The organism is Aeoliella straminimaris, from assembly GCF_024054565.1.
In the GTDB taxonomy this organism is placed as follows: Bacteria; Planctomycetota; Planctomycetia; order Pirellulales; family Lacipirellulaceae; genus Aeoliella; species Aeoliella straminimaris.
In genome coordinates, this window is the sequence record NZ_JAMXLR010000051.1 from 274,817 (window position 1) to 297,866 (window position 23,050).

General features: G+C 59.5%; 21 protein-coding genes. 13 read left to right on the forward strand and 8 right to left on the reverse strand.

Annotated elements, in window-relative coordinates; all coding sequences use genetic code 11:
- The first annotated feature begins 88 nt into the window (after window positions 1-88).
- Entirely contained in the window at window positions 89-835 is a 747-nt protein-coding gene (locus NG895_RS14870; protein ID WP_252853302.1) for an RNA polymerase sigma factor, read from the forward strand.
- Between the two features lie 380 nt (window positions 836-1,215).
- Here NG895_RS14870 and NG895_RS14875 read toward each other — a convergent pair whose 3' ends face one another.
- Window positions 1,216-1,821: a transposase gene (locus tag NG895_RS14875; protein ID WP_261361094.1), complete on the reverse strand. Its 606-nt coding sequence runs from the start codon at window positions 1,819-1,821 to the stop codon at window positions 1,216-1,218.
- Between the two features lie 746 nt (window positions 1,822-2,567).
- On the opposite strand from NG895_RS14875, the gene NG895_RS14880 reads away from it, so the two are divergent.
- Window positions 2,568-3,788 (forward strand): DegT/DnrJ/EryC1/StrS family aminotransferase, encoded by a 1,221-nt coding sequence (locus tag NG895_RS14880; protein WP_252853304.1) that lies wholly within the window; start codon window positions 2,568-2,570, stop codon window positions 3,786-3,788.
- A 79-nt stretch (window positions 3,789-3,867) separates the two neighbouring features.
- On the opposite strand, the gene NG895_RS14885 is transcribed toward NG895_RS14880, so the two are convergent.
- From NG895_RS14885 to NG895_RS14890, 3 genes are read right to left on the reverse strand one after another with little or no spacing between them, the layout of a single operon-like run.
- Entirely contained in the window at window positions 3,868-4,026 is a 159-nt protein-coding gene (locus tag NG895_RS14885; protein WP_252853305.1) for a hypothetical protein, read from the reverse strand.
- A 47-nt stretch (window positions 4,027-4,073) separates the two neighbouring features.
- Window positions 4,074-4,199 (reverse strand): hypothetical protein, encoded by a 126-nt coding sequence (locus NG895_RS30290; protein WP_261361095.1) that lies wholly within the window; start codon window positions 4,197-4,199, stop codon window positions 4,074-4,076.
- Window positions 4,196-4,660 (reverse strand): hypothetical protein, encoded by a 465-nt coding sequence (locus tag NG895_RS14890; RefSeq protein ID WP_252853306.1) that lies wholly within the window; start codon window positions 4,658-4,660, stop codon window positions 4,196-4,198. The genes NG895_RS30290 and NG895_RS14890 overlap by 4 nt, the downstream gene beginning before the upstream one ends.
- Before the next feature lie 510 nt (window positions 4,661-5,170).
- Here NG895_RS14890 and NG895_RS14895 point away from each other — a divergent pair.
- The 4 genes from NG895_RS14895 to NG895_RS14910 all read left to right on the forward strand — a co-directional run bounded on the left by NG895_RS14895 (window position 5,171) and on the right by NG895_RS14910 (window position 10,708).
- Complete coding sequence (locus NG895_RS14895) at window positions 5,171-7,120, forward strand: serine/threonine-protein kinase (protein ID WP_252853307.1); 1,950 nt, start codon at window positions 5,171-5,173, stop codon at window positions 7,118-7,120.
- 56 nt (window positions 7,121-7,176) lie between these two features.
- Window positions 7,177-8,445 carry an MFS transporter gene (locus NG895_RS14900; RefSeq protein ID WP_252853308.1) on the forward strand — a complete coding sequence of 423 codons (1,269 nt, stop codon included), beginning with the start codon at window positions 7,177-7,179 and terminating at the stop codon, window positions 8,443-8,445.
- A 155-nt stretch (window positions 8,446-8,600) separates the two neighbouring features.
- Window positions 8,601-10,031 (forward strand): sodium:solute symporter family transporter, encoded by a 1,431-nt coding sequence (locus NG895_RS14905; RefSeq protein ID WP_252853309.1) that lies wholly within the window; start codon window positions 8,601-8,603, stop codon window positions 10,029-10,031.
- Entirely contained in the window at window positions 10,022-10,708 is a 687-nt protein-coding gene (locus NG895_RS14910) for a sodium:solute symporter family transporter (RefSeq protein WP_252853310.1), read from the forward strand. The genes NG895_RS14905 and NG895_RS14910 overlap by 10 nt, the downstream gene beginning before the upstream one ends.
- A gap of 3 nt (window positions 10,709-10,711) precedes the next feature.
- On the opposite strand, the gene NG895_RS14915 is transcribed toward NG895_RS14910, so the two are convergent.
- Window positions 10,712-11,794 (reverse strand): potassium channel family protein, encoded by a 1,083-nt coding sequence (locus tag NG895_RS14915; RefSeq protein WP_252853311.1) that lies wholly within the window; start codon window positions 11,792-11,794, stop codon window positions 10,712-10,714.
- 280 nt (window positions 11,795-12,074) lie between these two features.
- Between NG895_RS14915 and purE the strand changes: the two genes are divergently transcribed.
- The 5 genes from purE to NG895_RS14935 all read left to right on the forward strand — a co-directional run bounded on the left by purE (window position 12,075) and on the right by NG895_RS14935 (window position 16,020).
- Window positions 12,075-12,572: a 5-(carboxyamino)imidazole ribonucleotide mutase gene (purE, locus tag NG895_RS14920; protein ID WP_252853312.1), complete on the forward strand. Its 498-nt coding sequence runs from the start codon at window positions 12,075-12,077 to the stop codon at window positions 12,570-12,572.
- An 834-nt stretch (window positions 12,573-13,406) separates the two neighbouring features.
- Complete coding sequence (locus NG895_RS14925; RefSeq protein ID WP_252853313.1) at window positions 13,407-13,712, forward strand: hypothetical protein; 306 nt, start codon at window positions 13,407-13,409, stop codon at window positions 13,710-13,712.
- 16 nt (window positions 13,713-13,728) lie between these two features.
- Window positions 13,729-14,202, forward strand: a complete 474-nt coding sequence (locus tag NG895_RS14930; protein ID WP_252853314.1) for a hypothetical protein — start codon at window positions 13,729-13,731, stop codon at window positions 14,200-14,202.
- 446 nt (window positions 14,203-14,648) lie between these two features.
- Window positions 14,649-14,783 carry a hypothetical protein gene (locus NG895_RS30295; RefSeq protein WP_261361096.1) on the forward strand — a complete coding sequence of 45 codons (135 nt, stop codon included), beginning with the start codon at window positions 14,649-14,651 and terminating at the stop codon, window positions 14,781-14,783.
- Between the two features lie 817 nt (window positions 14,784-15,600).
- Window positions 15,601-16,020, forward strand: coding sequence for a hypothetical protein (locus NG895_RS14935; RefSeq protein WP_252853315.1), 420 nt, complete (start codon window positions 15,601-15,603; stop codon window positions 16,018-16,020).
- A gap of 42 nt (window positions 16,021-16,062) precedes the next feature.
- Here the strand turns inward: NG895_RS14935 and NG895_RS14940 are convergent, their stop codons facing one another.
- Together NG895_RS14940 and NG895_RS14945 are read right to left on the reverse strand one after the other, a co-directional pair.
- On the reverse strand, window positions 16,063-16,290 hold the full coding sequence (locus NG895_RS14940) for a hypothetical protein (RefSeq protein WP_252853316.1): 228 nt from the start codon (window positions 16,288-16,290) through the stop codon (window positions 16,063-16,065).
- 1,181 nt (window positions 16,291-17,471) lie between these two features.
- A complete protein-coding gene (locus NG895_RS14945) occupies window positions 17,472-19,472 on the reverse strand; it encodes an acyl-CoA dehydrogenase family protein (RefSeq protein WP_252853317.1) in 2,001 nt (666 codons plus the stop codon).
- A 295-nt stretch (window positions 19,473-19,767) separates the two neighbouring features.
- On the opposite strand from NG895_RS14945, the gene NG895_RS14950 reads away from it, so the two are divergent.
- Together NG895_RS14950 and NG895_RS14955 are read left to right on the forward strand one after the other, a co-directional pair.
- Window positions 19,768-20,880: an aminopeptidase gene (locus NG895_RS14950; RefSeq protein WP_252853318.1), complete on the forward strand. Its 1,113-nt coding sequence runs from the start codon at window positions 19,768-19,770 to the stop codon at window positions 20,878-20,880.
- A 90-nt stretch (window positions 20,881-20,970) separates the two neighbouring features.
- Window positions 20,971-22,380 (forward strand): hypothetical protein, encoded by a 1,410-nt coding sequence (locus tag NG895_RS14955; protein ID WP_252853319.1) that lies wholly within the window; start codon window positions 20,971-20,973, stop codon window positions 22,378-22,380.
- A 229-nt stretch (window positions 22,381-22,609) separates the two neighbouring features.
- Here NG895_RS14955 and NG895_RS14960 read toward each other — a convergent pair whose 3' ends face one another.
- Window positions 22,610-22,966 carry a SpoIIAA family protein gene (locus tag NG895_RS14960; RefSeq protein WP_252853320.1) on the reverse strand — a complete coding sequence of 119 codons (357 nt, stop codon included), beginning with the start codon at window positions 22,964-22,966 and terminating at the stop codon, window positions 22,610-22,612.
- Between the last annotated feature and the right edge of the window lie 84 nt (window positions 22,967-23,050).

Sequence of the window (23,050 nt, forward strand, 5' to 3'; positions counted from 1 at the left end):
AAAATGATCTGGCTACCGGGTAGTTGAGCGGGGAATTTGCGCCCCTGCCCCCTTCAAATCCTGACCTCTGTCCCCCTTCTCTGCCGCCATGGACGATCGACTCAGCCAAATCGACACCATGTGGTCCGTGGTCCAGCAGGCCCACCGTCAGGAGGCCACCCAGTTTGCGGCCGCCCAGCAGCAGATGCTCGACCGCTACGGCGGCGCGGTGCGTCGATACGCCCTGGCGGCCCTCCGCGACCCTGAAGCAGCCGACGAGGTGTTTCAGGAGTTCGCCCTGAAGTTCGTGCGCGGCGACTACGGCAAGGCCGATCCCACCAAGGGCCGCTTCCGCAGCTTCCTGAAAACGTCGCTGTACCACCTGATCGTCGACTACCAGCGCAAGCGGGTGAAGCAGCAGAAGCAGGCGGGACCGCTCATGGCCGACACGCCCGACGTGGCCGAGTCGTACCAGGCCCCCGACGACGAAGCGTTCCTCACCAGCTGGCGGGACGAACTGCTATCCCGCGTGTGGCAGGAGCTCGAAAAGGTCGAACTCACCACGGGCAAGCCCTACCACACGGTGCTGCGGATGCGGGTGGAGAATCCCGACGTCCGTTCGCCCGAGCTGGCCGAAATTGTAAGCCGAGTGCTCAACAAACCAATGAAGGCTGGCGCGGTCCGCACCTCGCTGCACCGCGCCCGAGAGAAATTTGGCGACCTGCTGATCGACGAAGTGGCCCACTCCCTGTCGAACGCCACCCCCGAGTCGGTAGAGCAAGAGCTGATCGAACTCGACCTGTGGCAATACTGCAAACCGGCACTCGAGCGCCGGGAAGAGAGTGGTGAGGAATAGCTCTCAAACCCGGGGCGGCACTTCGGTTCGTCCCTCACCGGCATTTGCCCCGGGCTACCCTCTTACGCCCCTCCGGGGCTGGTGCCTGGCGATTTCGACTCGTCTCGCACATTCGTGTCGATCGGCGTACAGCTGTGGCTGGGACTAAGCGTGAACGATAGCCGCGGCTTTCTCTTCTCTGCTTGCTCTGTTGCCTACTGTTCAAACACAAGTGGCTCAGATGTCAAAAAGTCGCCGTAGATATTGTGCGGGGGTGCGATCTAATGAGGGTGCGCCAGTTCGTAGCTACCGTCGCCAGACGGTGGATGCCGTGCCGACGACGGTGGCAATTGGACCCGTGGCACTGACATCGCGTGTGCCACTGGCTCTGCCAGTGTAGGCTAACTGTGTTCGGTTTGCACACCGCTGCGGTCAAACCACTGGGGCGACGGCTTGGTCAGAGGTGGTAGTGCGGGGTCCACGATGTTTTCGAGGTAGTATCTTGCACTCGACCACTTCCTATCGGTAGCCCGTTTACACAACCCTCGTTTTACGGGATTCATGTGGATGTCGTCGATGCTAGCCTCGATCGCTTGGGCGCTGAACAGGTTCCGATCAAAACCCGGGCCTTCTTGCCAAAACCGGAAGCAGGTCTTCCCCGGTCGTTCACGAACCATCAATCGGCTGAGCAGGGGGGCCTGATTCTGCACGAGTATCTGCTTCACGGCCTTGGACGCCGGTTGTTTTGTCCGAGCGAGTAGCCGGCTGACTTCAGCATCGGAACTACTCGGATGCACCAGCAGATGAACGTGTTCAGGCATGAACACGAATGCCACGAGCTCGAACTTCTCTTCGTCACATGCCGAGGAGAGACTGCTGGCCAGTATCCCTTGCCAGACATCGTTCGTCAGCAGTGGCATCCGCCGATAACAAGAAAAGGTCAGCTCGTGCAGATGGCCACGACCGTCAAAGTGCCGAACTCGCTTTCGATGGGGCTCTCCAGGCATTGCTCCATGGTAGTTCAAAACACTGGCGAAGCCAGTGGCACACAAGATATCACCGGTAGCCAGTGCCACCCCGCCGTAGCTACGCGCTTCTGTGGCACGTTCTCTGGTCGACAGAAAATGCTGCGTGTAAAAAAGTCGCCGTAGATATCGTGCGGGGGTGTGATCTAATGAGGGTGCGCCAGTTCGTAGCTACCGTCGCCAGACGGTGGATGCCATGCCGACGACGGTGGCAATCGCGAGCGCCATGCGGCCTGGCGAAGGCCTCCACGCTCTGGCGAGCGTAGCTACGCGCTGGGGTTTTGTCCCCATGGACAAAAAACATGCGGGGAACAACGCGCGGGGTTATGTCGCACCCGGTGGTTAGTTGGGCCTGGAAAACAAGGAGTTTCGCCACTTGGGTGGGACCAAAACGCGATGAGTTTTGGGTCCATGAATGTAGATCCCCAGGGGTTGGCCCAAAACGAAACTGGCCCAAAACACTGCTTTGGAGATTTGTTGAGCGTATTCTCAGGCTAGCGATCGAGGCAGGGGCAAAATCGAGACCATGCTATCCGATTCACACGCTGCTAGCACTCGCCAGAGTGTAGCCGATTCAGTGCCATTGACCGGCCGCGGGGCAACTCCTAATCTCCGCGCGGTCAATTACCACATGGCCCGCTGCCAACGCCCCGATTCCACCCCATTCGCCGGTCGTTGCTTGCCAGGCCATCGGTCATACAGTTCCCCTCAGCCCCAAGGTTGCTACGATGTCCGCTGCTGCTCCCAAACCTGTTCCGATGCTCGATGTGAATCGTCAGAACGCTCCGCTGTTGCCGGAGATCGATGCGGCGATCGCGGAGGTTACGCGCACCGGAACGTTCATCAATGGGCCGGCCTGCCGGGAGTTTGAAGAAGCCGTAGCCGCTCAGGTGGGTGTGGATCACGCCATCGGGTGTGCCTCGGGCAGCGACGCCCTGCTGCTGCCGCTGATGGCCGAGAACATTGGTCCTGGCGACGAAGTGCTGCTGCCGAGCTTTACGTTCTTCGCCACCGCTGGCGCGGTCGCCCGATTGGGCGCGAAGCCGGTGTTCGTCGACATCTTGCCCGACACGTTCAACATCGATCCCGAAGATGCTGCCCGTAAGATCACGCCAGCCACCAAGGCGATGATCCCAGTCCACTTGTTCGGCCAGGCAGCCGACATGAAGTCGCTGATGGCGCTAGCCGAAGAGCACAACCTGGTGGTGATCGAAGACGCTTGTCAGGCGATTGGCGCCACGGCCGGTGGCGTGGCCGCCGGTGGTATCGGCCACTACGGCGCGTTCAGCTTCTACCCCACCAAGAACCTGGGTGGCATGGGCGATGGTGGCATGATTACCACCAACAACGCCGAGAAGGCGGACGTGATTCAGCGTCTCCGCAACCACGGTCAGCACCCGCGTTACTACCATCACCTGGTCGGCGTGAACAGCCGACTAGACGCCATTCAAGCGGCCGTGCTGAACGTGAAGATGCAATACCTGACCGAATGGGCCGAAGCCCGCCGCGCCCACGCCGATCGCTACACCAGCGAACTCAAATCGCGCAAGGTGTCGCTCGGTCTGCCGATGGTTACCTCGGGTGTGTCGAGCGTGTGGAACCAGTACACGGTGCGTGTCGCTGATGGCCAGCGCGATGCATTGCAACAGGCCTTGAACGCCGTTGGCATTGGCTCGGCCATTTACTACCCGGTACCGCTGCACCTGCAAGGCTGCTTCGAATCGCTGGGCTACAGCGAAGGCGACTTGCCTCACACCGAGCAGGCAGCCCAGGAAGTGTTGTCGCTGCCGATGTTCCCGGAAATGACCACCGAGGAACAAGACCGCGTGGTCGCCGCCGTGGCCGAGTTCAACCAGAGTGGCAGCACCACCGCTGCTCCGGCATCGGTGCCGATGAACACCCCGGCGGCCGGTGCGAATGTCGACCTGCCGAGTTCGAAGGCTGGCTAACAGCCGGCTCGTCAATCCGGTAATGACCAATGACCAAGAACCGGCGAACCTGCCGTTCTTGGTCATTGTTTTTTGAGGCCTACTCCAGCCGCCCTTTGACTTCCTTCTCGCGCCGGACTGGCTGAAGCGTAATCAGCATGCCAAGCACCACGCATAGAAGCACCAGCCCCCAAGCCAGGCTATCCTTCATCGTGGCAGCAAGCGGCAGAACGAAATGGGCAAAGGTGCTGGCGAGCATCGCTGGAAATCCGGTGCTGGGGAGGGAAGTCGAGACCAAGCTCCATTCTACTTACGCCCGCCGGCGGTGCCAAATGCCCCCGCCACTGGCGTAAACGGGGCATCTGCCTTGCATCGCTGGAGGTCGCCCCCCAGCAGGGCCGGGCGAGCGACCACGGCGCACCGACGAATCACTCGTCGTCGTCATCCTCTTCGTCGTCGGCGTCGTCCGCATCGTCGTCGCCCTCGACCGGCTTGCGAAGTTCCTCGACCTCGCCACCCGGGAACTTTCGGTCGGCGATCCGCTCGTTGTAGGTGGGCGAGCTTTCGTCGTCGGGATCCGAGTGCATCTTGCCCACCTTGGTGAGCCATTCGGCGATCTTCTCGTTGTCTTTCTTGTCGTCCTCGGTCAAGTTGCCGACGAAGTGCTGACCGTAGGGATTGTAGTTGTGCCGCTTCTTTCCCTGATGGCACACCAGACAACGATCCTTGCCCTTGGCCACCAGTTTGATGTAGGCCTTGTTCTCGGGCGACTTATCATCCTTGTCGATGTACATCTCGACCCACTGCTTCTGGAACTGAACATGGGCCATCGAGCTCTGAGCGCCCAGCACCACCAGCAGCACCGCCAACAAAGTCGAATCCAAGCGTCGCATCAACTCACCTCTCATTGGAAGACTGATTTCAAGCTAACACTGCGGACTTCAGACTCCGCAACGCGTCCCCCTAAGCATAGTTTGCCGCCGCGGCCGTTGCGAGCGACCGGGGCCAGTAGTAACTGGCGGACGCTATCTTATAGAGGCCGAAAGAGCTTCAAGCTGCCGGATAAACCGAAAAGGTTGCGGAGAATGTCGGAAATCCGACCTGTCTGCCCCCCCCCGCCTGCGCTCAGGGTGGCCTCGGAGAGAACTTCCGCCGGCAAGCAGCCTCTCCACCGCCACCGTACTGGTCGCCCCTCGCGGGAGGTTTCTCCGCACATCATTGTGTGCCAGGAGGTCATCAAGTCCGAAAAAAGCTGCTAGACTGGTCATGAACCGACAAAATCCAGGGGGCGGCGGGTCGAGGAGCAACACCACGGTGCTTGCATGGGATCGTGCGCCCATGCCTGGCCACCGCGCAGGCACTCTACCGCCCGCAGTCTGCCAGGCAGCGACGCCGGAGTAGCCGTGTCCAGCGATCCCGACCACACCGATGTGCGCCTCGCCAGCGAGAGCGACACCTACCAGCCCACCGGCGAGGCGCCGAGTCTTCCGCCACCGCTGCCAGCACGCAAAATTGTAAAGACCGTGCCCTACAGCGGCTCGATTCGCACGGCAACCGACGTCATGAAGCGGGGCGATCGGATTGACGACTTCGAGGTCGAAGCCGTGCTCGGTCGCGGAGCGTTTGGCGTCGTGTACCTGGCCCGGCAACTGTCGCTCGACCGCCAGGTGGCCCTGAAGGTGGCCGCCAATGCTGGCAGCGAGGGCCGCACCATGGCCCGGCTCGAGCACACGAACATCGTCCAGGTGTTCAGCGAAACCATCGACCAGAGCGGCGAACTGCGGCTGCTGTGCATGCAACTGGTGCCCGGCGCGCCGCTGGACGCCGTGATCAACGACCTGGCACAGATCCGCACCGCCCGCGGTCACTGGAGCGGGGCCGATGTGCTGGCCTCGGTCGATACGCGTTCGAAGCTCACCGACATCTTCGACCCTTCGGCCCTTCGCGACCGCGAAGCTCTGGCCGACATGGACGACCTGGAAGCCGCCTGCTGGATTGGCGCCCGGCTGTCCGAGGCCGTCGACTACGCCCACCGCCAGGGTGTACTGCACCGCGATATCAAGCCAGCGAACGTACTGGTGAACCGCTATGGCCAGCCCATGCTGGCAGACTTCAACATTTCGTTTCAATCGCTCGACGAGAACAGCTCGGCCGACGAGCGGTTCGGTGGCACCCTGGCCTACATGGCACCCGAACACCTCGAAGCGTTCAATCCTTCGACCGACGTCACAGCGGCGGCGGTGGACGAGCGATCCGATATCTACTCGCTGGGCATCGTGCTGGGCGAACTGCTGTATGGCCGCAGCCCGCTGGCCTCGCCGCCGCGGTGCGACAATCGCCTGGTATACCTCGAACGACTCGCGGCATGTCGTGCCGTGGCGCCGCCCGAGGTGATCGAAGGGGCCGGCAACGCCGTCAAAGCGTTCAGCTACACGATCGCCCGCTGCCTGGATCCCGATCCCGAGAAGCGTTACGCCACCGGCGCCGAGTTGGCCGAGGCACTCGACGGCGTCCGCGAACTGCGCAAGCACGAGCGGAGCTCGCGGGGCAATGGCTGGCTGGTTCGAGCCGTGAAAAAGCATCCCATGCGGTGGGTGGTCATCTTCTCGCTGTTCCCCCAGTTCCTCGGTAGCTTGTTCAACATTGGCTACAACGCCACGCAGATCTGCACGCATTTCACGGAAGAACAGCACGACGCATTCCATCGGCTGGTGATTGCCTACAATGTGATCGTGTACCCGCTAGCCATTGCGGCAGGCGTGGCCATCTTGCTACCGCTACATCGCATCTGGCAACAACTGGTAAGCAAGGAACCCGTAGAGCAATCCAAGCTCGATTGGGCTCGCCGCCGGTCCCTCAAACTGCCCATGTGGCTATTGGCCGTGGCCGCGATGGGCTGGCTGCCAGGCGGTTTTATCTTTCCCTGGCTAATCGAGCGCATGACCGGCTCGTCACCACCGGGCCTTTATTGGCATTTCTTCTTGTCGTTCACCATCTCGGGCTTGATCGCGGTGGCCTACTCGCTGTGCGGCGTGCAGTACGCCGTGCTGCGAGGTCTCTATCCGAGGCTCTGGCCACGAGCGGAGAAATTCCGCGAGACTGCAAACGAGGAACTTCCCAACACTTGGTGGCGGCTTGTCCTGATGGTGGGACTCGCCGCAACGATTCCGACGTTCGCATCGTGGACCATCCAGTACCTTGCACCTGATCGCAACGATGACTTTCTATTCCTGCTGACCTCCGCTCTCGACATGGTCGGATACGCCGGTCTGGCCCTTACCGCCTGGGCAAGTGTTAAACTATCGCGTCTAATGGACAACATCATGGGAATCGACCAACGACGGATAACGTAGGGGTCCCAACAGCCGGGCCGCCGCGCGGTCCGTGAACCAGAGAAGTGGCAACGCGATTGGCTCGGGACACACACCACCGAACGACCCGACCGATCCGCCGGGCCATGTGGCTGGCCAACGCCAATGCTGCGGTGTGGGCCACGGGCAACGGGCTGGTCAGCACCACCCTGGTGATCTACCTGGCGCTCGAGCTGGGTGCATCCGGTATCGAGGTCAGCCTGGTCCGCGCCGCGCCCACATTGATCGGGGTGCTGCGACTCGCCTCTCCGGTGCTGATGACCTCGGGCCGCAAGCGGAAAGCGGTTTGCATCGCGTGCTACCTGGCGAGCGCCCTGGTACTGACCTTGCTGCCAGCGGTGGCGCCGCACCATGTAATGGCATCGGTCGGCTGTTGGTCGCTGTACCACTTGCTGGAGTACGTCGCCACGGTGGCCCTGTGGAGTTGGCTGGGCGATTGGATGCCGCCGGTCATTCGCGGTCGGCTGATTGGTTGGCGCGAACGCTTTCTGGTAGCCGGTCGCATTGTGGGCGTCGTGGCCAGCATGCTGCTGGACACGCTGTGGAGCCAGCTCGATCCGACTGCGCCTCGCTGGGTGCCACTCTCGTGGTCGGCCGGCGTGGGGGCTGCGATGATGGTGCTGGCCGTGGTACCGCTCTGGTGGCTGGCGCCGCGGACCCGCAAGGTGCCCCCTGCCCCACGGCGAGTATGGCACGACATCCGCCGCGCGCTAACGGACCGGGCGTATCGTCGACTGCTTGTCTACTCCTTCTGGATCGCCTTTGCCAACGGCGTGACCGGTACGGCGCAGGCGCTCTACCCCGCCCGGGTGCTTGGCATCAGCTACACGCAAATGCAAGCCTTGCGATCGACGATGTACGCGGGCCAAACCGCCATTGCACCAACGTGCGGTTGGTGGATAGATCGCTTTGGACCGCGGCGACTGATGGTCGCAGCGCAGTTGGTGGTCGCCACGGGACCATTGTTCTACTTCATGGCGTCCGCCGATCTTCCCTGGTGGATTGTGGGCGCGTGGTTGGTATGGATGGCGTATGCACCGCTGAATGTGGGACTCGACACACTCAAACTTCGCCTGATCCCCACCGATGGCAATGCGCCGCCGTTGGCGGTGTACCAATCGGTGAGCGATCTGGCACACGGCGCCACACTCATTATCGGAGGCGTGCTATTCGACCTGCTGACGTCGGGCGATACCCCACCCCTGGAGCTGTACGCGGGGTTATTCCTGTTGGGCTGGCTGCTGAGAACGAGTGCCGCACCACTCGCCTGGCGTGTGCCGGAGCACCGCACAGGTGGCGAAATCTGAGCCGGTTGCCTTACATCGGGCCGCACCAGCAGCTAAAATCGAAACCTCGTCGGCGAACCCATGTTGTTCTTCTCGCCGACGTACCCCTCTTATCCAGAGTCTTCGTGGCCATGCTGCACCCTGGCCACGAGAAACAGTAAGGCGAGGAAATCTGAATGACCACTATCGGTGCCCTAGACATCGTCATCTTCGTGGCGTTTGTCATCTCGGTGATTGCCATTGGCTTGTGGAAAAGCCGCGAAGAAGACCACGAGAAAGACGCGCAAGATTACTTCCTTGCCGGCCGCGGACTTACCTGGTGGCTGGTGGGCTTCTCGCTGATCGCTGCAAACATCAGCACCGAGCAGTTCGTCGGCATGAGCGGCAAGGCCGCCGACTGGCTCGGCATGGCCATCGCCAGCTACGAGTGGATGGCCGCCGTGACGTTGGTGGTGGTTGCTTTTGTGTTTCTACCCAAGTTCCTCAAAAGCGGCATCTATACGATTCCCGAGTTCTTGGAGTACCGCTACAACAACTTTGCCCGCACGGTAATGGCCATTATCACGTTGATTATTCTGGTCGGCGTACCTACGGCATCGGTCATCTTCTCGGGTGCCAAAGTGATCAGCGTCTTCTTCCAAGGCTCTACGCTGCTAGGACTCGACCTGGGGAGCATTACAGTTGGTTGCTGGATCATTGGAGTATTGGCCGCCGCCTACGTGTTTGCTGGCGGTCTGAAGGCGTGTGCGTGGGCCGACTTGATCCAAGGTGCCGCACTGGTGCTGGGCGGCGTCATCGTGGCCTGGCTGGCATTCCAGGCCCTGGGCAATGCCGATCCCGAGGAACTGATTCTCACCAAACGCAACGACCAAGTAACGGTCGAACAACTTGCGGAAGCTTCGCCCATCGAACGCTTTTATGCCCTCAACGAAGGGCCATTGCCCGATGGCAAACTGCATATGAAGCGACCGCTTGACGACAAGGAAATCCCCTGGTCGGCCCTGCTGCTGGGACTTTGGATTCCCAACTTCTTCTACTGGGGTTTGAACCAGTACATCACCCAACGGACGCTCGGCTCCAGATCGCTTGCGGAGGGTCAGAAGGGTATCGTTTTCGCAGCCTTTTTGAAGCTCGTTATCCCGTTCGTGGTCGTGATTCCTGGTATCCTCGCATTCAATCTCTTCACCAGCGACCTGAATGACGCCGCGGTCGTGAAGAATGCCAAGACGTTGGCGGCCTTTGCACCTGACCTGTATGAATCGTTGCCGGGGAGCATGAAACCCGATCCGGAGAATCCCCGTACCGCCAACGATATCAAGGCCATCGAAAGCCGTTTGGAGAAAGCTCGCGAGCGGGAATCGGACGAGATCGCCCTGTTCACGTTCTCCGATCGCTTTGCAGAGAATAATCCGGAAGAGTCGCGATTGATTGCTGAGTTTAACCACCAGGCGCTCCAGGTCGAGCCACTGGCGGACAACCTGGATCCCGCAGCACTGGCTGCCGCCAACACCGATATGGTCGACGCTGCGAAAGAAGACAAGTCCAGAGAACTGAACACCAAGAGATCGCACTGCGCGACTTCGATTCAGCGTTCCCGGTGCTGTTGAAGAACCTGCTTAAGCCCGGCAGCGGCATTCTGGGTTTTGTGCTCGCTGCTATTTTTGGTGCTGTTGTAAGTTCGCTCGCATCGATGCTTAACTCTGCTTCGACTATCGCCACTATGGACCTCTACCGAAAAGTGCGAACCGACGCCAATTCCGGCGAACTCGTCGCCATGGGCCGTGTGTTCGTGGTGTTGTTCGTGCTTATCGCCATGTTGATTGCACCGGCGTTGGACGACCCCGCGTTTGATGGCATCTTCACCTTTATTCAGGAGTTCCAAGGGTTTATTTCCCCCGGTGTGCTGGGCATCTTCCTGTTCGGTCTGTTGATACCGCGGGCACCACGTGTCTGTGGCACCGTCGGCCTGATCCTCAGTCCGATTCTCTACGGCTTGTTCAAGTTCGGAAATAGCATTCCCGGCGCTGACCTGATCCCTGGCCTGACTTCGCCGCTGAAAGAGAGCTGGAAGGCCGTGGTCGACTGGTCGTTCCTCGACCGCATGTCCCTCACATTCGTCGCGGTGCTTGCTGTGCTCACGGTATTGACACTCGTTCGCCCATTGCGCGAACCGGTAGAGTTGCCAGTGAACGACAAAATGGACGTTACTAGCAGCAAGGGAGCGATGATGGCCGGTGCTGTAGCCATTGTCTTGACCGGCATGTTGTACTTCATCTTCTGGTAGCAACTACCCCCGCAGTTCCATCTTCGCCCCGCGGTAGTACACCTCCTTGCTCGAGGCGTACCGTTTGGCGAGTTGCGGCAGGTCGCCGTGGTGGCCGAGCACGATCACCGCGTCGCCCGCCGCCAGCTTGGTGGTGGGGTCGGGATCGACCAGCACGTTGCCAGCCCCTTTGCGCACGGCGACGATCAAAAAGCCCTGATTGCCACCCAGTTCGATGTCGGCCACGGCGTGACCGTCGAGCGGCGAGCCCGTGGTTACCGGCAGTTCGTCCAGCTTCAGGCCGATGTGCCCCAACTCGTGCTGCAGACTGTCGATTCCCTTATTGCTGGACAGCAACTGCTCGGTGCTGGGCCGAGTGATCAGTTGGGCCATCCGCATGCCACCGATCACGGCCGGCAGCACCACGCGGTTGGCCCCGCTGCGGATCAGCTTTTTCTCGGTCGACGGATATTCGGCCCGGGCGACGATGTGCAACTCGGCATTCAGCTCCCGCGCGGTAAGCGTGATGAACACGTTATCGGCGTCGGCCGATAGCACCGTGGCAAGCGTCTTTGCCCGCTCGACGCCGGCGCGGAGCAGCGTTTCCTCGTCCACGGCGTTGCCCTGCATGATGAGGTGCCCGTGCGACTCGGCCTCGCTCAGTTTGTCGTCGTCCATGTCGACGACTACGAACTTGTGATTCGCGTCAGCTAGCTCCTTGGCCAGAATGCGGCCGGCGCGACCGTAACCACACAGGATGGTATGCCCCGTGAGTTCGTCGATGCCGCGGGTCATCCTGCGGTGGTTGAGCGCGCGAGCAATTTCGCCTTCCATTACCATTTGAACAAACCCTCCAACGATCACGATTAAACTGCCGTAACTGGTAAAGATCAGCATCATGGTCACGCCCCGCAACGTGGGCGAGTCGACCGGCTGCACCTCGCCATAGCCGACGCCGAAAACGGTGATCACCACCATGTAAATGGCGTCGTCCAGCTTCCAGCCGTGCATGACGTAGGTCACCGTGGCCGCCGCGCATACCGTGGCGAACAACACCAGGACCAGGATCAGACGCTTGAGCAATAGAGATTGCAAGACGAGCGACACCGCGGGGTGAGCGTGGAAGATGATGCGGGTGCCTGTGGAGCATATTGTACTTCCGGGCCGGTGATTTTGGAACAAGAGCCTTCGGCAAAGTGTGAGCCGTAGGCGCTAGCCTCGGGTTTTCTCGACGCCCGCCCCACGCCTACCGACGCTAGCGCGTTCGGCTCCCACTTAAATCCCGCCCTGAGAAGTGACTTTCCGCCGAGTTGACACATCGTGTCGCGCGGTCGATTATGGGTTTTTGCGGCTTTCAACTCCCCCTACTTTCCCGGCGGAAATCCCCATGAACGATAAAAGTCCCCTGGTCGGTGTAATCATGGGCTCCACCAGCGACTGGGAGACCATGCAAAATGCCGTGGAAGTGCTCAAGGAGTTTGGCGTGCCGCACGAGGCCCGCGTGGTGAGCGCCCACCGCACGCCCGAAGACATGTTCGACTACGCCCGCGAGGCCGAAGCACGAGGGCTGGAGGTGATCATCGCCGGTGCCGGCGGGGCGGCGCACCTGCCCGGCATGGTGGCCTCGCTCACGGTGCTGCCGGTCTTGGGCGTGCCCGTGCAGTCGCGGGCGCTCAGCGGGCTCGACTCGCTGCTGTCGATCGCCCAAATGCCGGGCGGCGTACCGGTCGGCACCCTGGCCATCGGCACCAGCGGCGCAAAAAACGCAGGCCTGCTGGCCGTGCGGATCCTGGCCAACAAGCAACCCACTCTGCGCGAGCAACTGCATACCTACCGCGAAGCCCAAGCCGAGTCGGTACGGGCCAAGGGACTCGGCGAGTCATAGCACCCGCGGCCGGTAAATAATCCCCAAAACCCAAGATCTCCATTGGCCCCCACCAAGCTTCATGGGGGCTGGATTCTGCTCATTTTGGGTCCGTTTCGTTTTGGGCCAACATCCGGGATCTACATTCATGGGCCCAAAACCCGTCGCGTTTTGGTCCCACTCAAGTGGTGAAACCCCTTATTTTCTCGATCAAACCAATCTGGGGGTGCGACAAAACCCCGCGCGTTGTTCCCCGCATGTGTTTTGGGCCACCCCCGTTGGCCCAAAACCCCGTTGTCCCAAAACTCCGATAGTGGCCATTCGCTCCGCGAATGTGCGCCTCCGGCATTACGCTCGTTCGCGGAGCGAACGGCCACTAACGACCTCTGGCCTATAGCTTATTGCCCACAGCCAATAGCCAATAGCCAATCTCTATTGCCAAACAGCCGTGTGGACCTATCGCCACAGACTCATTGGACCAAAACGGTGCGAGATTTCTACAGCGACTTTTTTACACGCGCGGTTTTTGCGGATTGGTGGCACTGGCCACCGCTACATTCTTGTGTGCCACGGGCTATGCCCGTGTTTTGAGCTACCATGGAGCAATGCCTGTAGAGCCCCCATCGACAACGAGTTTGGCATTCCGAGAGGGCAGAGGCACGTTTAGTAAATTGGCCGTAGTGGTGGGCATACCGAACACAATTGGCCTACACTGGCAGAGCCAGTGGCACACAGGATGACAGTGTCACCCGTCGCCTACTCAATGGCTGATTTGACACCCGACCAGCAGTTGGCAGATGGTTTCGACGGATCGGAATAGGGGATCGTCAGAGTTTCACGCCGCGTGGAGAGTAGATGGACGCAAAACAACTTGAACGAATGGCAAGGCAATACCGCCGCGACTTGTGGACGCCGGGCGAGGTGGTCTACCAGTGCTTTGTTGCCGCCGGAGAACGGGAGGCGACGAGCGGCGTCCAAGCCCTACGCGACGCAGTATCCAGAGATGAATTTCGCAACCTGCAAGCCGCAGCGAGACAGGTACTTGACTCTATGCATCCTGATGCGGAATGGTACGGCGTAGGATTCGTTACGCCCGAAGTACCACCGTGTATTACTGAGATTCCTCGCACTTTTTTAGAAGAGATGGTTACCGACCATTAATCGCCACAGCACTTCGATGTCGCTCGACCCTAAGAATTACCGCACTTGGGATAGACTGGATTTGCATCCGGTTTTTGGACCTGATAGATCAAACATTGCATCGTGGTCTTACGATCCTTCCCAATACTCAAGTCTGACTGGGTATGGCGTTTTCTTACCCGAGTGGTACGTTCACGTTGACCCCGCGCCACCTGTACACGTTCAGATAGCGACGGCAAAGCGAGATTTAGAGAATCTCGCTTCCGCATGTCGCGAGATTGAAAAGGCTTTTGCTGACATTCGCTATGAATTAGTGGTCTTAGATGACTTCACCACTTATGTGTGGGTCCGACATGCAAGATTTGAGATTGAGCTATACCCTGGATTGTTCGGCGAAGAAACCGTCCTAAAAATGTTCGTCGAAAGACCCCGCTTGAAAGAGGAAGAGTTCGACTTCGTGTCAGTATCGAGCGTCATTCAAACGCTCTCTGACTTACTTAGTAATACGTAGCGGACCCAGAGGCACCAACATCCGCGCCCGGCGGGGTGGCACTGCCGGCACGTTTCGGGTGCCACTGCTGGCTTGTCGAGGGTGGACCCATGGAGTGAGTCGGAGCGGCTAGTTGGGCCAAACACGGTCCGCCACGATGCCGCTTGACCAGCAGTGTGCGTAAGGTTTGGCATGCAACTCACCATGGGGTTATATTCAGTGCATGTTTCCTGCCAGGCCTCAGCGAAAACTAGTCCGGCACTTCGACCAGCAGAGCGAGATTCACGAGTTGACGTTCTCGTGCTACCACCGGTGGCCTTTGTTAGAGGACGACTGCCGAAGTTGTCGGCCGTGCCTCCGGATTGGTTTGCTGGAGAATCCGACTTTACGAGCTACTGAGGCTGCCCACAGAGCACTGCTGGTCCTCTGCAAGATGGCGAACGAATTGAGAACTGTGCGACTAACTGATGATTCGAAAGAAGCAAACCACGACAAGCCAACAGTGGCACCCGCGCGGCAAGAAGTTCAGCGTGGTCGTTCCACACTCAGAAGGTGGGCACCCTGAAAAGATCGTCCTGAAGATCGACGATGCAAAGCCGTAGACGCAGCCCCGTTTCGTCGATAGCAGGGCGGCTGTTTTGCCGGAATTCGCGAACATTGGCGCCCGATGTTCGTTCGCCAATAATGCCAAGGGGCCATAGATTCTCTGTGGCCCCAGTTTGTATCTCGTCTACAGGTACGTTGGGTCTACTCTTCTCGCAGGTCAGAAATGCTTCTACTCTTACTTATCGCAACAGTAATACTCCCAATTGCATGGCTCGCCTCAGAAGCACAAAGTCGCCGTTGGCTTAGCGTTGTGCTTGGGGTGTGTGCAATCGGGGTTTGCTCATTCGTCGCATACGGAGCGGGACGCATCCCGTTAGTGTTCCAACTAAATACCGAGTTTACAGGGGCTTCTCGAAAGCTGATTGACACGGTTGTTGAGCAACTCGAAGACGGTCAGTGCGACAAAGTGCTTGCTGAACTGAAATCAATACAGCCTTCGGTTTATGAGAATTACGAGAACTACCCTCGGTACACAGAGATTGTTGACAAACTGATAGCGAAACTAAAGGAGACGGAGACGGAAAAGCCGGCGGGTGGCACTGACTAGCCGCCACTCTTCTGTGTGCCACGGGCTCTGCCCGTGTCTTGAACTACCCTGGGGAAATGTTTGTAGAACCCCATCGACAACGAGTCCGGCATTCCGAGAGGGCAGAGGCACGTTTGGTAAATTGGCCGTAGTGGTGTGCATACCGAACACAATTGGCCTACACTGGCCAAGGTTAGTGCCACACGGGATGACAGTGCCCCCCCGTCCGACAGAGTCTGGCTGGGAATCCCCGATGGCCTCCGTGCCATACTTGAAGCATTAGTGCTATGCGTCTAGAAGATCGAATGTACTCGGAAGCTGATACGCAGACTGTAATCAAGTACGCGTCGCACCCAGACTGGCATCTCGACAAAGCTCATGCCATGTATGAGCTTGCGTTGCGAGCATTGGATGATCCATCCTTGTTGAATACTGCCTGGAACTGCATTGGGAGGGAAATTGTTTTTGTCACGCGGCAGGGAACGCCGCTTGGCATGCCAGCTGCAGCAGTATTGCTCGAAGCTGGTCAGGATGTGGTGGAAAAGGTACTGGTCGAAGCGATGCAGGACTGGTCATTCGAGCAACAGCGGTCCCTCTTCTTCGGAGCAGTCGAAAAATCGGGGCGACGTATCTTTTTCGACCGCTTGCAGGCGAATTACGACTTCGTTCCCAAAATTGAAGTCAACAAGGATGGCAGCACCAGCTGAGTTATTTTTTTGTTGGCGGCCAATTGGAAGTAGCACACACGATCACAGTGCCACCGGTTCGTCGGCGGTAGATTCAGCCACGGAGTGGCGACAGCGACGGAGATCTGCTGAGGTGATGTACTCTTCAGCGCCTTCGTACTTTTGCCAACAGACAGAGGTTGGGCACACCTCGCGCAGATTGGGGATCAGCAGATTGACCGAGGAGAGCTGCACCGACGGCAGTTGACAGATGGTCGATTTGCCCTCGGTGTGTCCCACCGCCGCAGCCATGAGATTGGCTATCTACGGAGGTCGCCACGACCGACGCGAGTTAGCGGCACCGGCAATCTGCCGCGGGCGATGCATCCGACGCACCGTAGTCTGGCCGCAAACTGCGGTCGGTGGCTACACCGTTGTAGTTAGCGGAGGCCAGCAACGCTACGCTATGGCTGTGAAGCCTCGTCTCCGGAAACTCGTAGTTTTACTTTGGCTTCTGGGAAGGCCCTCTTGTAACGCTCAGCATCCGCCCTGACATCAGTCCAGATTGCGCGAACTGCTGGGTCGCCCCATAGTTCTTGCCACCAGCTTTGGGTGGTTACCGTCTGGCGAACGTTCTGCACGGTTTCATACTTCGGGAAGTCCATGGAACTACCTGGTGGCCAAGGAATGGAGGTGCCTTGTGGCCCCGAGTCCGCGGTAACCCAGCGATCGCTACTGTTGTAGAATAATATCCAACCCGGAACGCTGCCGTCTAATATCTGCTCCACCAAATGTTGGCGTTCGTGTACGGTGTGGATTTTCCATCCAAGCAAACACGAGAATAGCGCCACGGCGACCATAATGGCCTTTAAGCTAATGCGTGGCTTCGGTATTCGCATGCTCGGTTTCCTTGAAGGCTACCAACGTGGTGGGGCTAGAGGTTTGCTCCATCTAATGCGATAAGTTGGTAGGGTAAGTGGTTCCGCTGGCGTGGATGGGTCTGCGGGGTTGCCCAACGCATGGTCGCCAGCGGGTTCACCTACCTTCGCGCACCTTAGCAGGTGGTAGGTGAACCTGTCGGCAGTAAGCGACGATCGAGTGCAACGGTAACTAGGCCGACAGAACCACCTACCCTACGTGGCTCTTGGTATACCAGCAGAATCCCAGTCGGTGTACATCCCACTGCTATTCGATTGTCCTCTAACTGGCATAGGATGTCACAACCGCTGTCTGGAGCGGAACTTCCGAACTCGCGTCGGTGCAGCGCACCTCAGCAAGATGCTATTCCCCAAAATTGCTCCAACAAAACGTCCCATGCAAAGTCGCTGCCGCCGCTCCGCGGCTGGGAGATTTTCCTCTACCGTTTCCCGGGACTTGCGTCCCGGGCTATGCGCTGTCGCCACTGGCGTGGCTGAAAGAATCCTACTGAAGCGTGACACACCTGCCGCCTTCGCCATGCCGTAACTGCGGGTAGCTTTTTAGCGGCCTACGTTCTACTCTTCGGGCTCTTCCTTCTCGTACGGCATCATAATCTCGTAGGCGTCGATTTCCTCCAGGCCGGGGAAACCGCCGTCGGCGATCACGTCGCCCAGTTCGGTGATTTGCCGGTAATACGAATTGGTCGCCCGCTCGCCTTCCAGTTTGGCGATCTGGTTCTGGCAGAACACGTCGGCCGCTTCGTGCAGCACCTCGTTGGTCTGCCGCGAGGCGTATAGCGTGGTCGCCAGCACGGTGATCAGCGTCTGACAGCGGCTCGACAGGTCTTCCATGCGGCATTGGCGGTCGGCCAGGGCCAACTGGAATTTGCTCATCGTGCTGGAAATCTCCAGCGCCATTTTCTGCAGTCCTTGGCACGCGTAATCGGCGTGGCGACGCAGCGCCGCGGGCATTTTGGGCAGGGCCGGCGCGGCCGTGAACATTAACCGCCGGCCGATCACCCACTTGGCGTACGGCCAGGCTACTGGGGCGAGCTTCATGATGTGCGCCGGGTTCAGTGGGTTGGGCTTCTTGATGCCGGCGGCGGCCAGCGCCTTGCCCACCGGTTCGAAGTACTTCTTTCCGTGGTGCTTGACCAAGGACTTGAAGAACGCCATGGCCAGCATCTCGCCTTCACCCTCGTAAATGCATGGCGCGAGGAACTCGTGCACGTTGTCGCCGAACAGGTGACCGTGCAGGAACGACCGGCCACCGTGGGTCTTCATAAACAGCTCGATGGCAGCGTGTTTCTGCGCTTCGCTGCCGAAGATCTTGGCCACTACGCACTCCATCTCGCCGCGGTAACCTTTGTCGATCAGTTCGGCGCACCACGCCACGAGGGCGTCGCAGGCCACGATCAGTCCTGACAACTCGCCCATCCGCCGCTGCACCAGTTCGCGTTTGGCGATGGGCTGGTGATAGGTCACTCGGTACTGAGACCACGGAATCATGTTGGCCAGCATCGCCCGCATCGTGCCAGCGGCGTTGGCGCACAGCGAGACGCGACCCAGATTCAAACCGTGGTAGGCAATCGTCAGGCCATCGCCCTTGATTGGCTTCAGCAGATTCTCTACTGGCACGGGGAACTTGTTGAACACCATGCCACGGTTGTAGGTGTGCTTGAGTGCCCACAGGCCGTAGTCCTTGAGGCGAAACTGCTCGCTCTCTTCCTGCGGCAAATCAACCACCAGCACGCTGGGCTTGCCATCGATCAAACAGACCAGGCCAACCGTGCGACCGAGCTTCACGTTGGTGATAAACAGCTTCTCGCCGGTCACCAGGTAGTGATCGCCGTCGAGCACCGCTTCGGTACGCAGCGCCGTCAGGTCGCTACCGGCGCAAGGCTCGGTGAGGGCGAAGGCACTGAGCCGCTCGCCACTGGCCAGCTTCGGCAGGAACCGCTCCTTTTGCTCGTCGTTGCCAAAGGCGCTCACCGGATCGACCGCACCGATGCAGCCATGCACCGAGGCCAGGCCGGCGATCGTTGGGTCGACCGTCGCCATGCGGGTGATGAACGACGCAAACGCGGCGAACGGCGCGCCGCTGCCACCGTACTGTTTATCGACCAGCAGTCCCCAGTAGCCCACGTCGGCCAGGTCCTGCATCACCTGGTCGGTGATTTTTCCTTCGTCGTTGTAGGTGGTGCCGGCGTCGCGGTGCCGCTTGACCACGTCGATCGCGTTGTCCATCGCCGCGTGGATTTCCGGAGCGATCTTCACCTGCGTACTCTCGAACTCGCCGACGGGCACACCGCGGTCCCACACCGCACGATGGGCGGGACTATTGACCGTCTGGTACTGCGGGGCGAACAGCGACTCCACCTGGTCGTCGGCCGTGTCGATAGCCCCAGTGCGGCGAGCCTCTTCGGCGCTCTTGCCGCCCAGCTCGAGCGCCACCTCGGCGAACGATTTCTCCTGCGTTCCGTCCTGCCAGGGCGTGGGTGCGCCCTGCTCTTCGCGGACCGCCTTGCTGGTTTCGTCGGGATCGATGATCGACGGGGAACCTGTGAGCTTGGTCATGATGCTGCCGCCTTTCGGCTAGCTGCCCACGGAGCTAAGTGCGGGCAGCGAGGGATGTTAATGCGATTGAGTGCCCCGAAGAATAGTACGTTGCGCTACTAATGGTGACAAACGGCCAGATACGGTCAATAGCAGTCCCCGTCGGTCGATTTGTTGGGATGCGAAGGAGTTAGTCGATTTTGTACCGAGGGGGCCGAAATACGGCCCCAACCCGGGCCGACTATGGACAGACCGGCCACTTTCCGTGCATGATTTGGGTAACCTGAAGCTTCCGTCAAAAAGGGACCCATTTGCCATGCATGACCCGCGAATCGATCAACTGGCCGACGTACTGCTGGACCATAGCTGCCAGTTGCAAAAGGGCGAGAAAGTCCTTATCGAGGCCATCGACCTGCCCGAGCCCAATCTGATTTGCAGCCTGGTCGAGGGGGCCGCCGCCCGCGGGGCCATTCCGCTGGTGACGATCAAGAATCAGCAGGTTCAGCGATCGCTCTATTCCAGCGCCACCGAAGCGGCCATGGAGATGTCCTCCAAGTTCGAGGCCGCCCGCATGGCCGAGATGGACGCCTACGTCGGCATTCGCGGCTCGGCGAACAGCAGCCAGCATGCCGACGTGCCACAAAGCAAGATGGACATGTACCAGAAGCTGTGGTGGCAGCCGGTGCACAGTGCGCTGCGGGTCGCCAAGACCAAGTGGGTCGTCTTGCGATACCCCACCGACTCGTTCGCCCAAGCGGCCAAGATGAGCACCCGCGCGTTCGAGGACTTCTTCTTCAAGGTTTGCACGGCCGACTACGCCGCGATGGCCGAAGCCCAAAAGCCACTGGTCGCGCGGATGGAAGCTGCCGACCAGGTTCGCATCGTCGCCCCCGGCACGGAACTCGAGTTCTCGATCAAGGACATCCCGGTCGTCCCCTGCAATGGTGATCGCAACATCCCCGATGGCGAGGTGTTCACCGCCCCGGTGCGCGACAGCATCAACGGCACCATCAAGTTCAACACCGAGTCGCGATACCAGGGCACCGTGTTCAGCGACATCTGCTTCGAGTTCAAAGATGGCAAGATCGTCAACGCCACGGCCAACGAAACCGAGAAGATCAATGCCATTCTCGACTCGGACGAGGGCGCCCGATACTGCGGCGAGTGGTCGCTGGGTACCAACAACCACGTGAAGCACCCGATGCTCGACACGCTGTTCGACGAAAAGATCGGCGGTTCGTTCCACCTCACCCCGGGCGAGGCGTACGAGATCGCCAACAACGGCAATCGCAGCCGCATCCACTGGGACCTGGTGCTGATCCAACGCCCCGACTACGGCGGCGGCGAAATCTACTTCGATGGCGAACTCTTGCGCAAAGACGGCCGCTTCGTACCCGACGATCTGCAAGGGCTGAATGTGGGGCTGTAGGCCTCGGCCATTGCTATTAGCGTTGCGTCCACGTGGATGATTCGGGAGAATGCCGGAGGCTGTTGTCTCCAGGCACCGAGAGCTTTCGTCGTGCGCCTACTATGCTCGATCCGCTGGTTGTGGAATCGCCTCCACCCGTTCACTTGGGTGATCGTGGCGGTGGTTTCCGCGGCGCTGGTGCTGATTGTGGTGCCAGGGGAAGAGTTGCATTCCCTTGAGGACGGGAAAGGGGATGTCACGAAGGTTTGGAACGAAACCTGGGGAGGTAAGGAGTCCCTTCGCCGCAATCAAGTTGACTCTTTGCTCAACGGCTCCGGCCCCGCCTTGTCGGTCAGCCTCTACGAGCATGGTTGGCCATGGCCCTGGTTTGTGCGCGGCGTGCGTACGTGCGAAAACCCTCGGCCAGGCACCACGGCCCCTGCTCCCAAGCCTTCGAAAGCACTCTTTGAGTTTGCCGCCGGCGAGATCATGGACAGCACGACCGGTCTCCGTTTACCTGTCGCCGTCGAGTGGAGCAACTATGACAATTGGCCCCTGCGGACCGACGCCAGCCACCTGCGTGGCTGTGCATTGCTCGGCAACATTCTGGTCATCGGTGGTTTTCTTGCAACCATCGTCGTGGGCACCCAGCGGTGGGTGCGACAGCGAGGTGCGTTCTACCGGCTGCGAATCATTGATCTGCTGGCCCTAACCGCCGCTATTGCGGTAACCTTCGCGTGGTTCGAACACCACAGACAGAGTCACCACATCGAACGCGAGGTACAGAATTACAAAGCCAGGACCCACACACTGCCTTTTCCATCTTGTCTCACTTTCCCCAGTTTCTGGATAGCCGGTGAAGAATACTGTGGGCCGGTCTGGCTATATCGGTTAGCAGGCAACCGGCAGTTCCTGCCTCAACTCAACCACTACACGTACGCCGCGATTGGGGCTACATCTCACTGGAAGAACGACATTGAGCAACTCAAACGACTGCCGTACCTCGAGAAGCTTTGGCTACGGACACCAGTCACCGCCGCACTGCTCGCCTCACTGGTGGATGACTTGTCACTCCGTGAGGTAGAAGTCGAGCTAGCTCGGATAGACAACCATCCCTATCAGTTCCAGGTGGCCGCAGATTTAGGGGTCGACGAAGACGATCTGCTGAACCACGAGAATCTCGAACAACTGGCAACGCTATCGGTCGAGACGCTTGTCGTGCGGGCCGACGAATTGGTTGCAGAGGACTTGGAGCGACTACTGGCAGCCGGCCCACAAGCCAAATTGTTGCAGCTGGACGGACCGGCGATCGAGATCGAAGAATTCGAAGACCTTCGCCAGAGATATCCGGAGACTCGCTGGAAGGTTCGATGGCTGGATTTCGGTTCTCCAAGTGGCTATGCCGACCAGCCAAGTGGCGACCAGGACGACCATGTCGCTTACGCACGCCAGACTCGGGAAGAGATGAAGGTGCTCCGAGCCATGAAGCGCGAGCAGCAAAAGGCCCAATTGGCCGAGTGAGCGCCGCGCACGTTCTCCCGGCCAGCCGGAAGCATCGGCGCCCGCGGTTGATTTGCCGATCGATCAAATGATTCACCACAGAGCACACAGAGCTCACTGAGAAGTAGAGGAACGCTGATCTGCGCTAATCGACACTGATAGACCTCCGTGAAGATCGGCGTCGATTAGTGTTCCCCGTTTTACTCGGTGCTTCTCTGTGAACTCTGTGGTGAATCTTTTCTTGACTGCGTTACTCCTGCAGCCAGGCGTATGCGGCATCGAGCTGGCCGACGTCGAAGTACTTGATCTTCGCCATGGTGAACGGCTTGCACACCGCGGCCATGCCTTTTTCCCAGGACGTTTCGCCAACCAGGGCGATCTTCTCGATCTTGGTGCAATGCTCGGTAGCGAACTTGATGTCGTCCCACAGAGCGTGGGCGTCCCAGCCGTGGAACTCGTGGAACTCGGCCAACAAGCGGATCTTGCCATCTTTGGCAATCTCTTCGTCGAGGCGCGGAACGAAAGTCTTGTAGTCCTCGTCGTGCAGCTTGCCCGACATGCGGAAAGCGAGGATGTTGTCAGACGGGCTGGAGAGTTCTTCGATCATAACGGCCTCCTGTGACGCGGGAATGAACGGTTGGATGCAAGTGTTTGGTCGATCCCAACAATGCTTGTGGTCAACGCACCGGGC

Bases quoted from the DNA above. Each gene is read 5' to 3' on its own strand.
- NG895_RS14960 (WP_252853320.1), bottom strand. From the start codon at position 22,966: ATGATCGAAGAACTCTCCAGCCCGTCTGACAACATCCTCGCTTTCCGC.
- NG895_RS14905 (WP_252853309.1), top strand. From the start codon at position 8,601: ATGACCACTATCGGTGCCCTAGACATCGTCATCTTCGTGGCGTTTGTC.
- NG895_RS14875 (WP_261361094.1), bottom strand. From the start codon at position 1,821: ATGCCTGGAGAGCCCCATCGAAAGCGAGTTCGGCACTTTGACGGTCGT.
- NG895_RS14880 (WP_252853304.1), top strand. From the start codon at position 2,568: ATGTCCGCTGCTGCTCCCAAACCTGTTCCGATGCTCGATGTGAATCGT.
- NG895_RS14945 (WP_252853317.1), bottom strand. From the start codon at position 19,472: ATGACCAAGCTCACAGGTTCCCCGTCGATCATCGATCCCGACGAAACC.
- NG895_RS14935 (WP_252853315.1), top strand. From the start codon at position 15,601: ATGCGTCTAGAAGATCGAATGTACTCGGAAGCTGATACGCAGACTGTA.
- NG895_RS30295 (WP_261361096.1), top strand. From the start codon at position 14,649: ATGATTCGAAAGAAGCAAACCACGACAAGCCAACAGTGGCACCCGCGC.
- NG895_RS14890 (WP_252853306.1), bottom strand. From the start codon at position 4,660: ATGCGACGCTTGGATTCGACTTTGTTGGCGGTGCTGCTGGTGGTGCTG.
- NG895_RS14870 (WP_252853302.1), top strand. From the start codon at position 89: ATGGACGATCGACTCAGCCAAATCGACACCATGTGGTCCGTGGTCCAG.
- NG895_RS14950 (WP_252853318.1), top strand. From the start codon at position 19,768: ATGCATGACCCGCGAATCGATCAACTGGCCGACGTACTGCTGGACCAT.
- NG895_RS14885 (WP_252853305.1), bottom strand. From the start codon at position 4,026: ATGCTCGCCAGCACCTTTGCCCATTTCGTTCTGCCGCTTGCTGCCACG.
- NG895_RS14940 (WP_252853316.1), bottom strand. From the start codon at position 16,290: ATGGCTGCGGCGGTGGGACACACCGAGGGCAAATCGACCATCTGTCAA.
- NG895_RS14925 (WP_252853313.1), top strand. From the start codon at position 13,407: ATGGACGCAAAACAACTTGAACGAATGGCAAGGCAATACCGCCGCGAC.
- purE (WP_252853312.1), top strand. From the start codon at position 12,075: ATGAACGATAAAAGTCCCCTGGTCGGTGTAATCATGGGCTCCACCAGC.
- NG895_RS14930 (WP_252853314.1), top strand. From the start codon at position 13,729: ATGTCGCTCGACCCTAAGAATTACCGCACTTGGGATAGACTGGATTTG.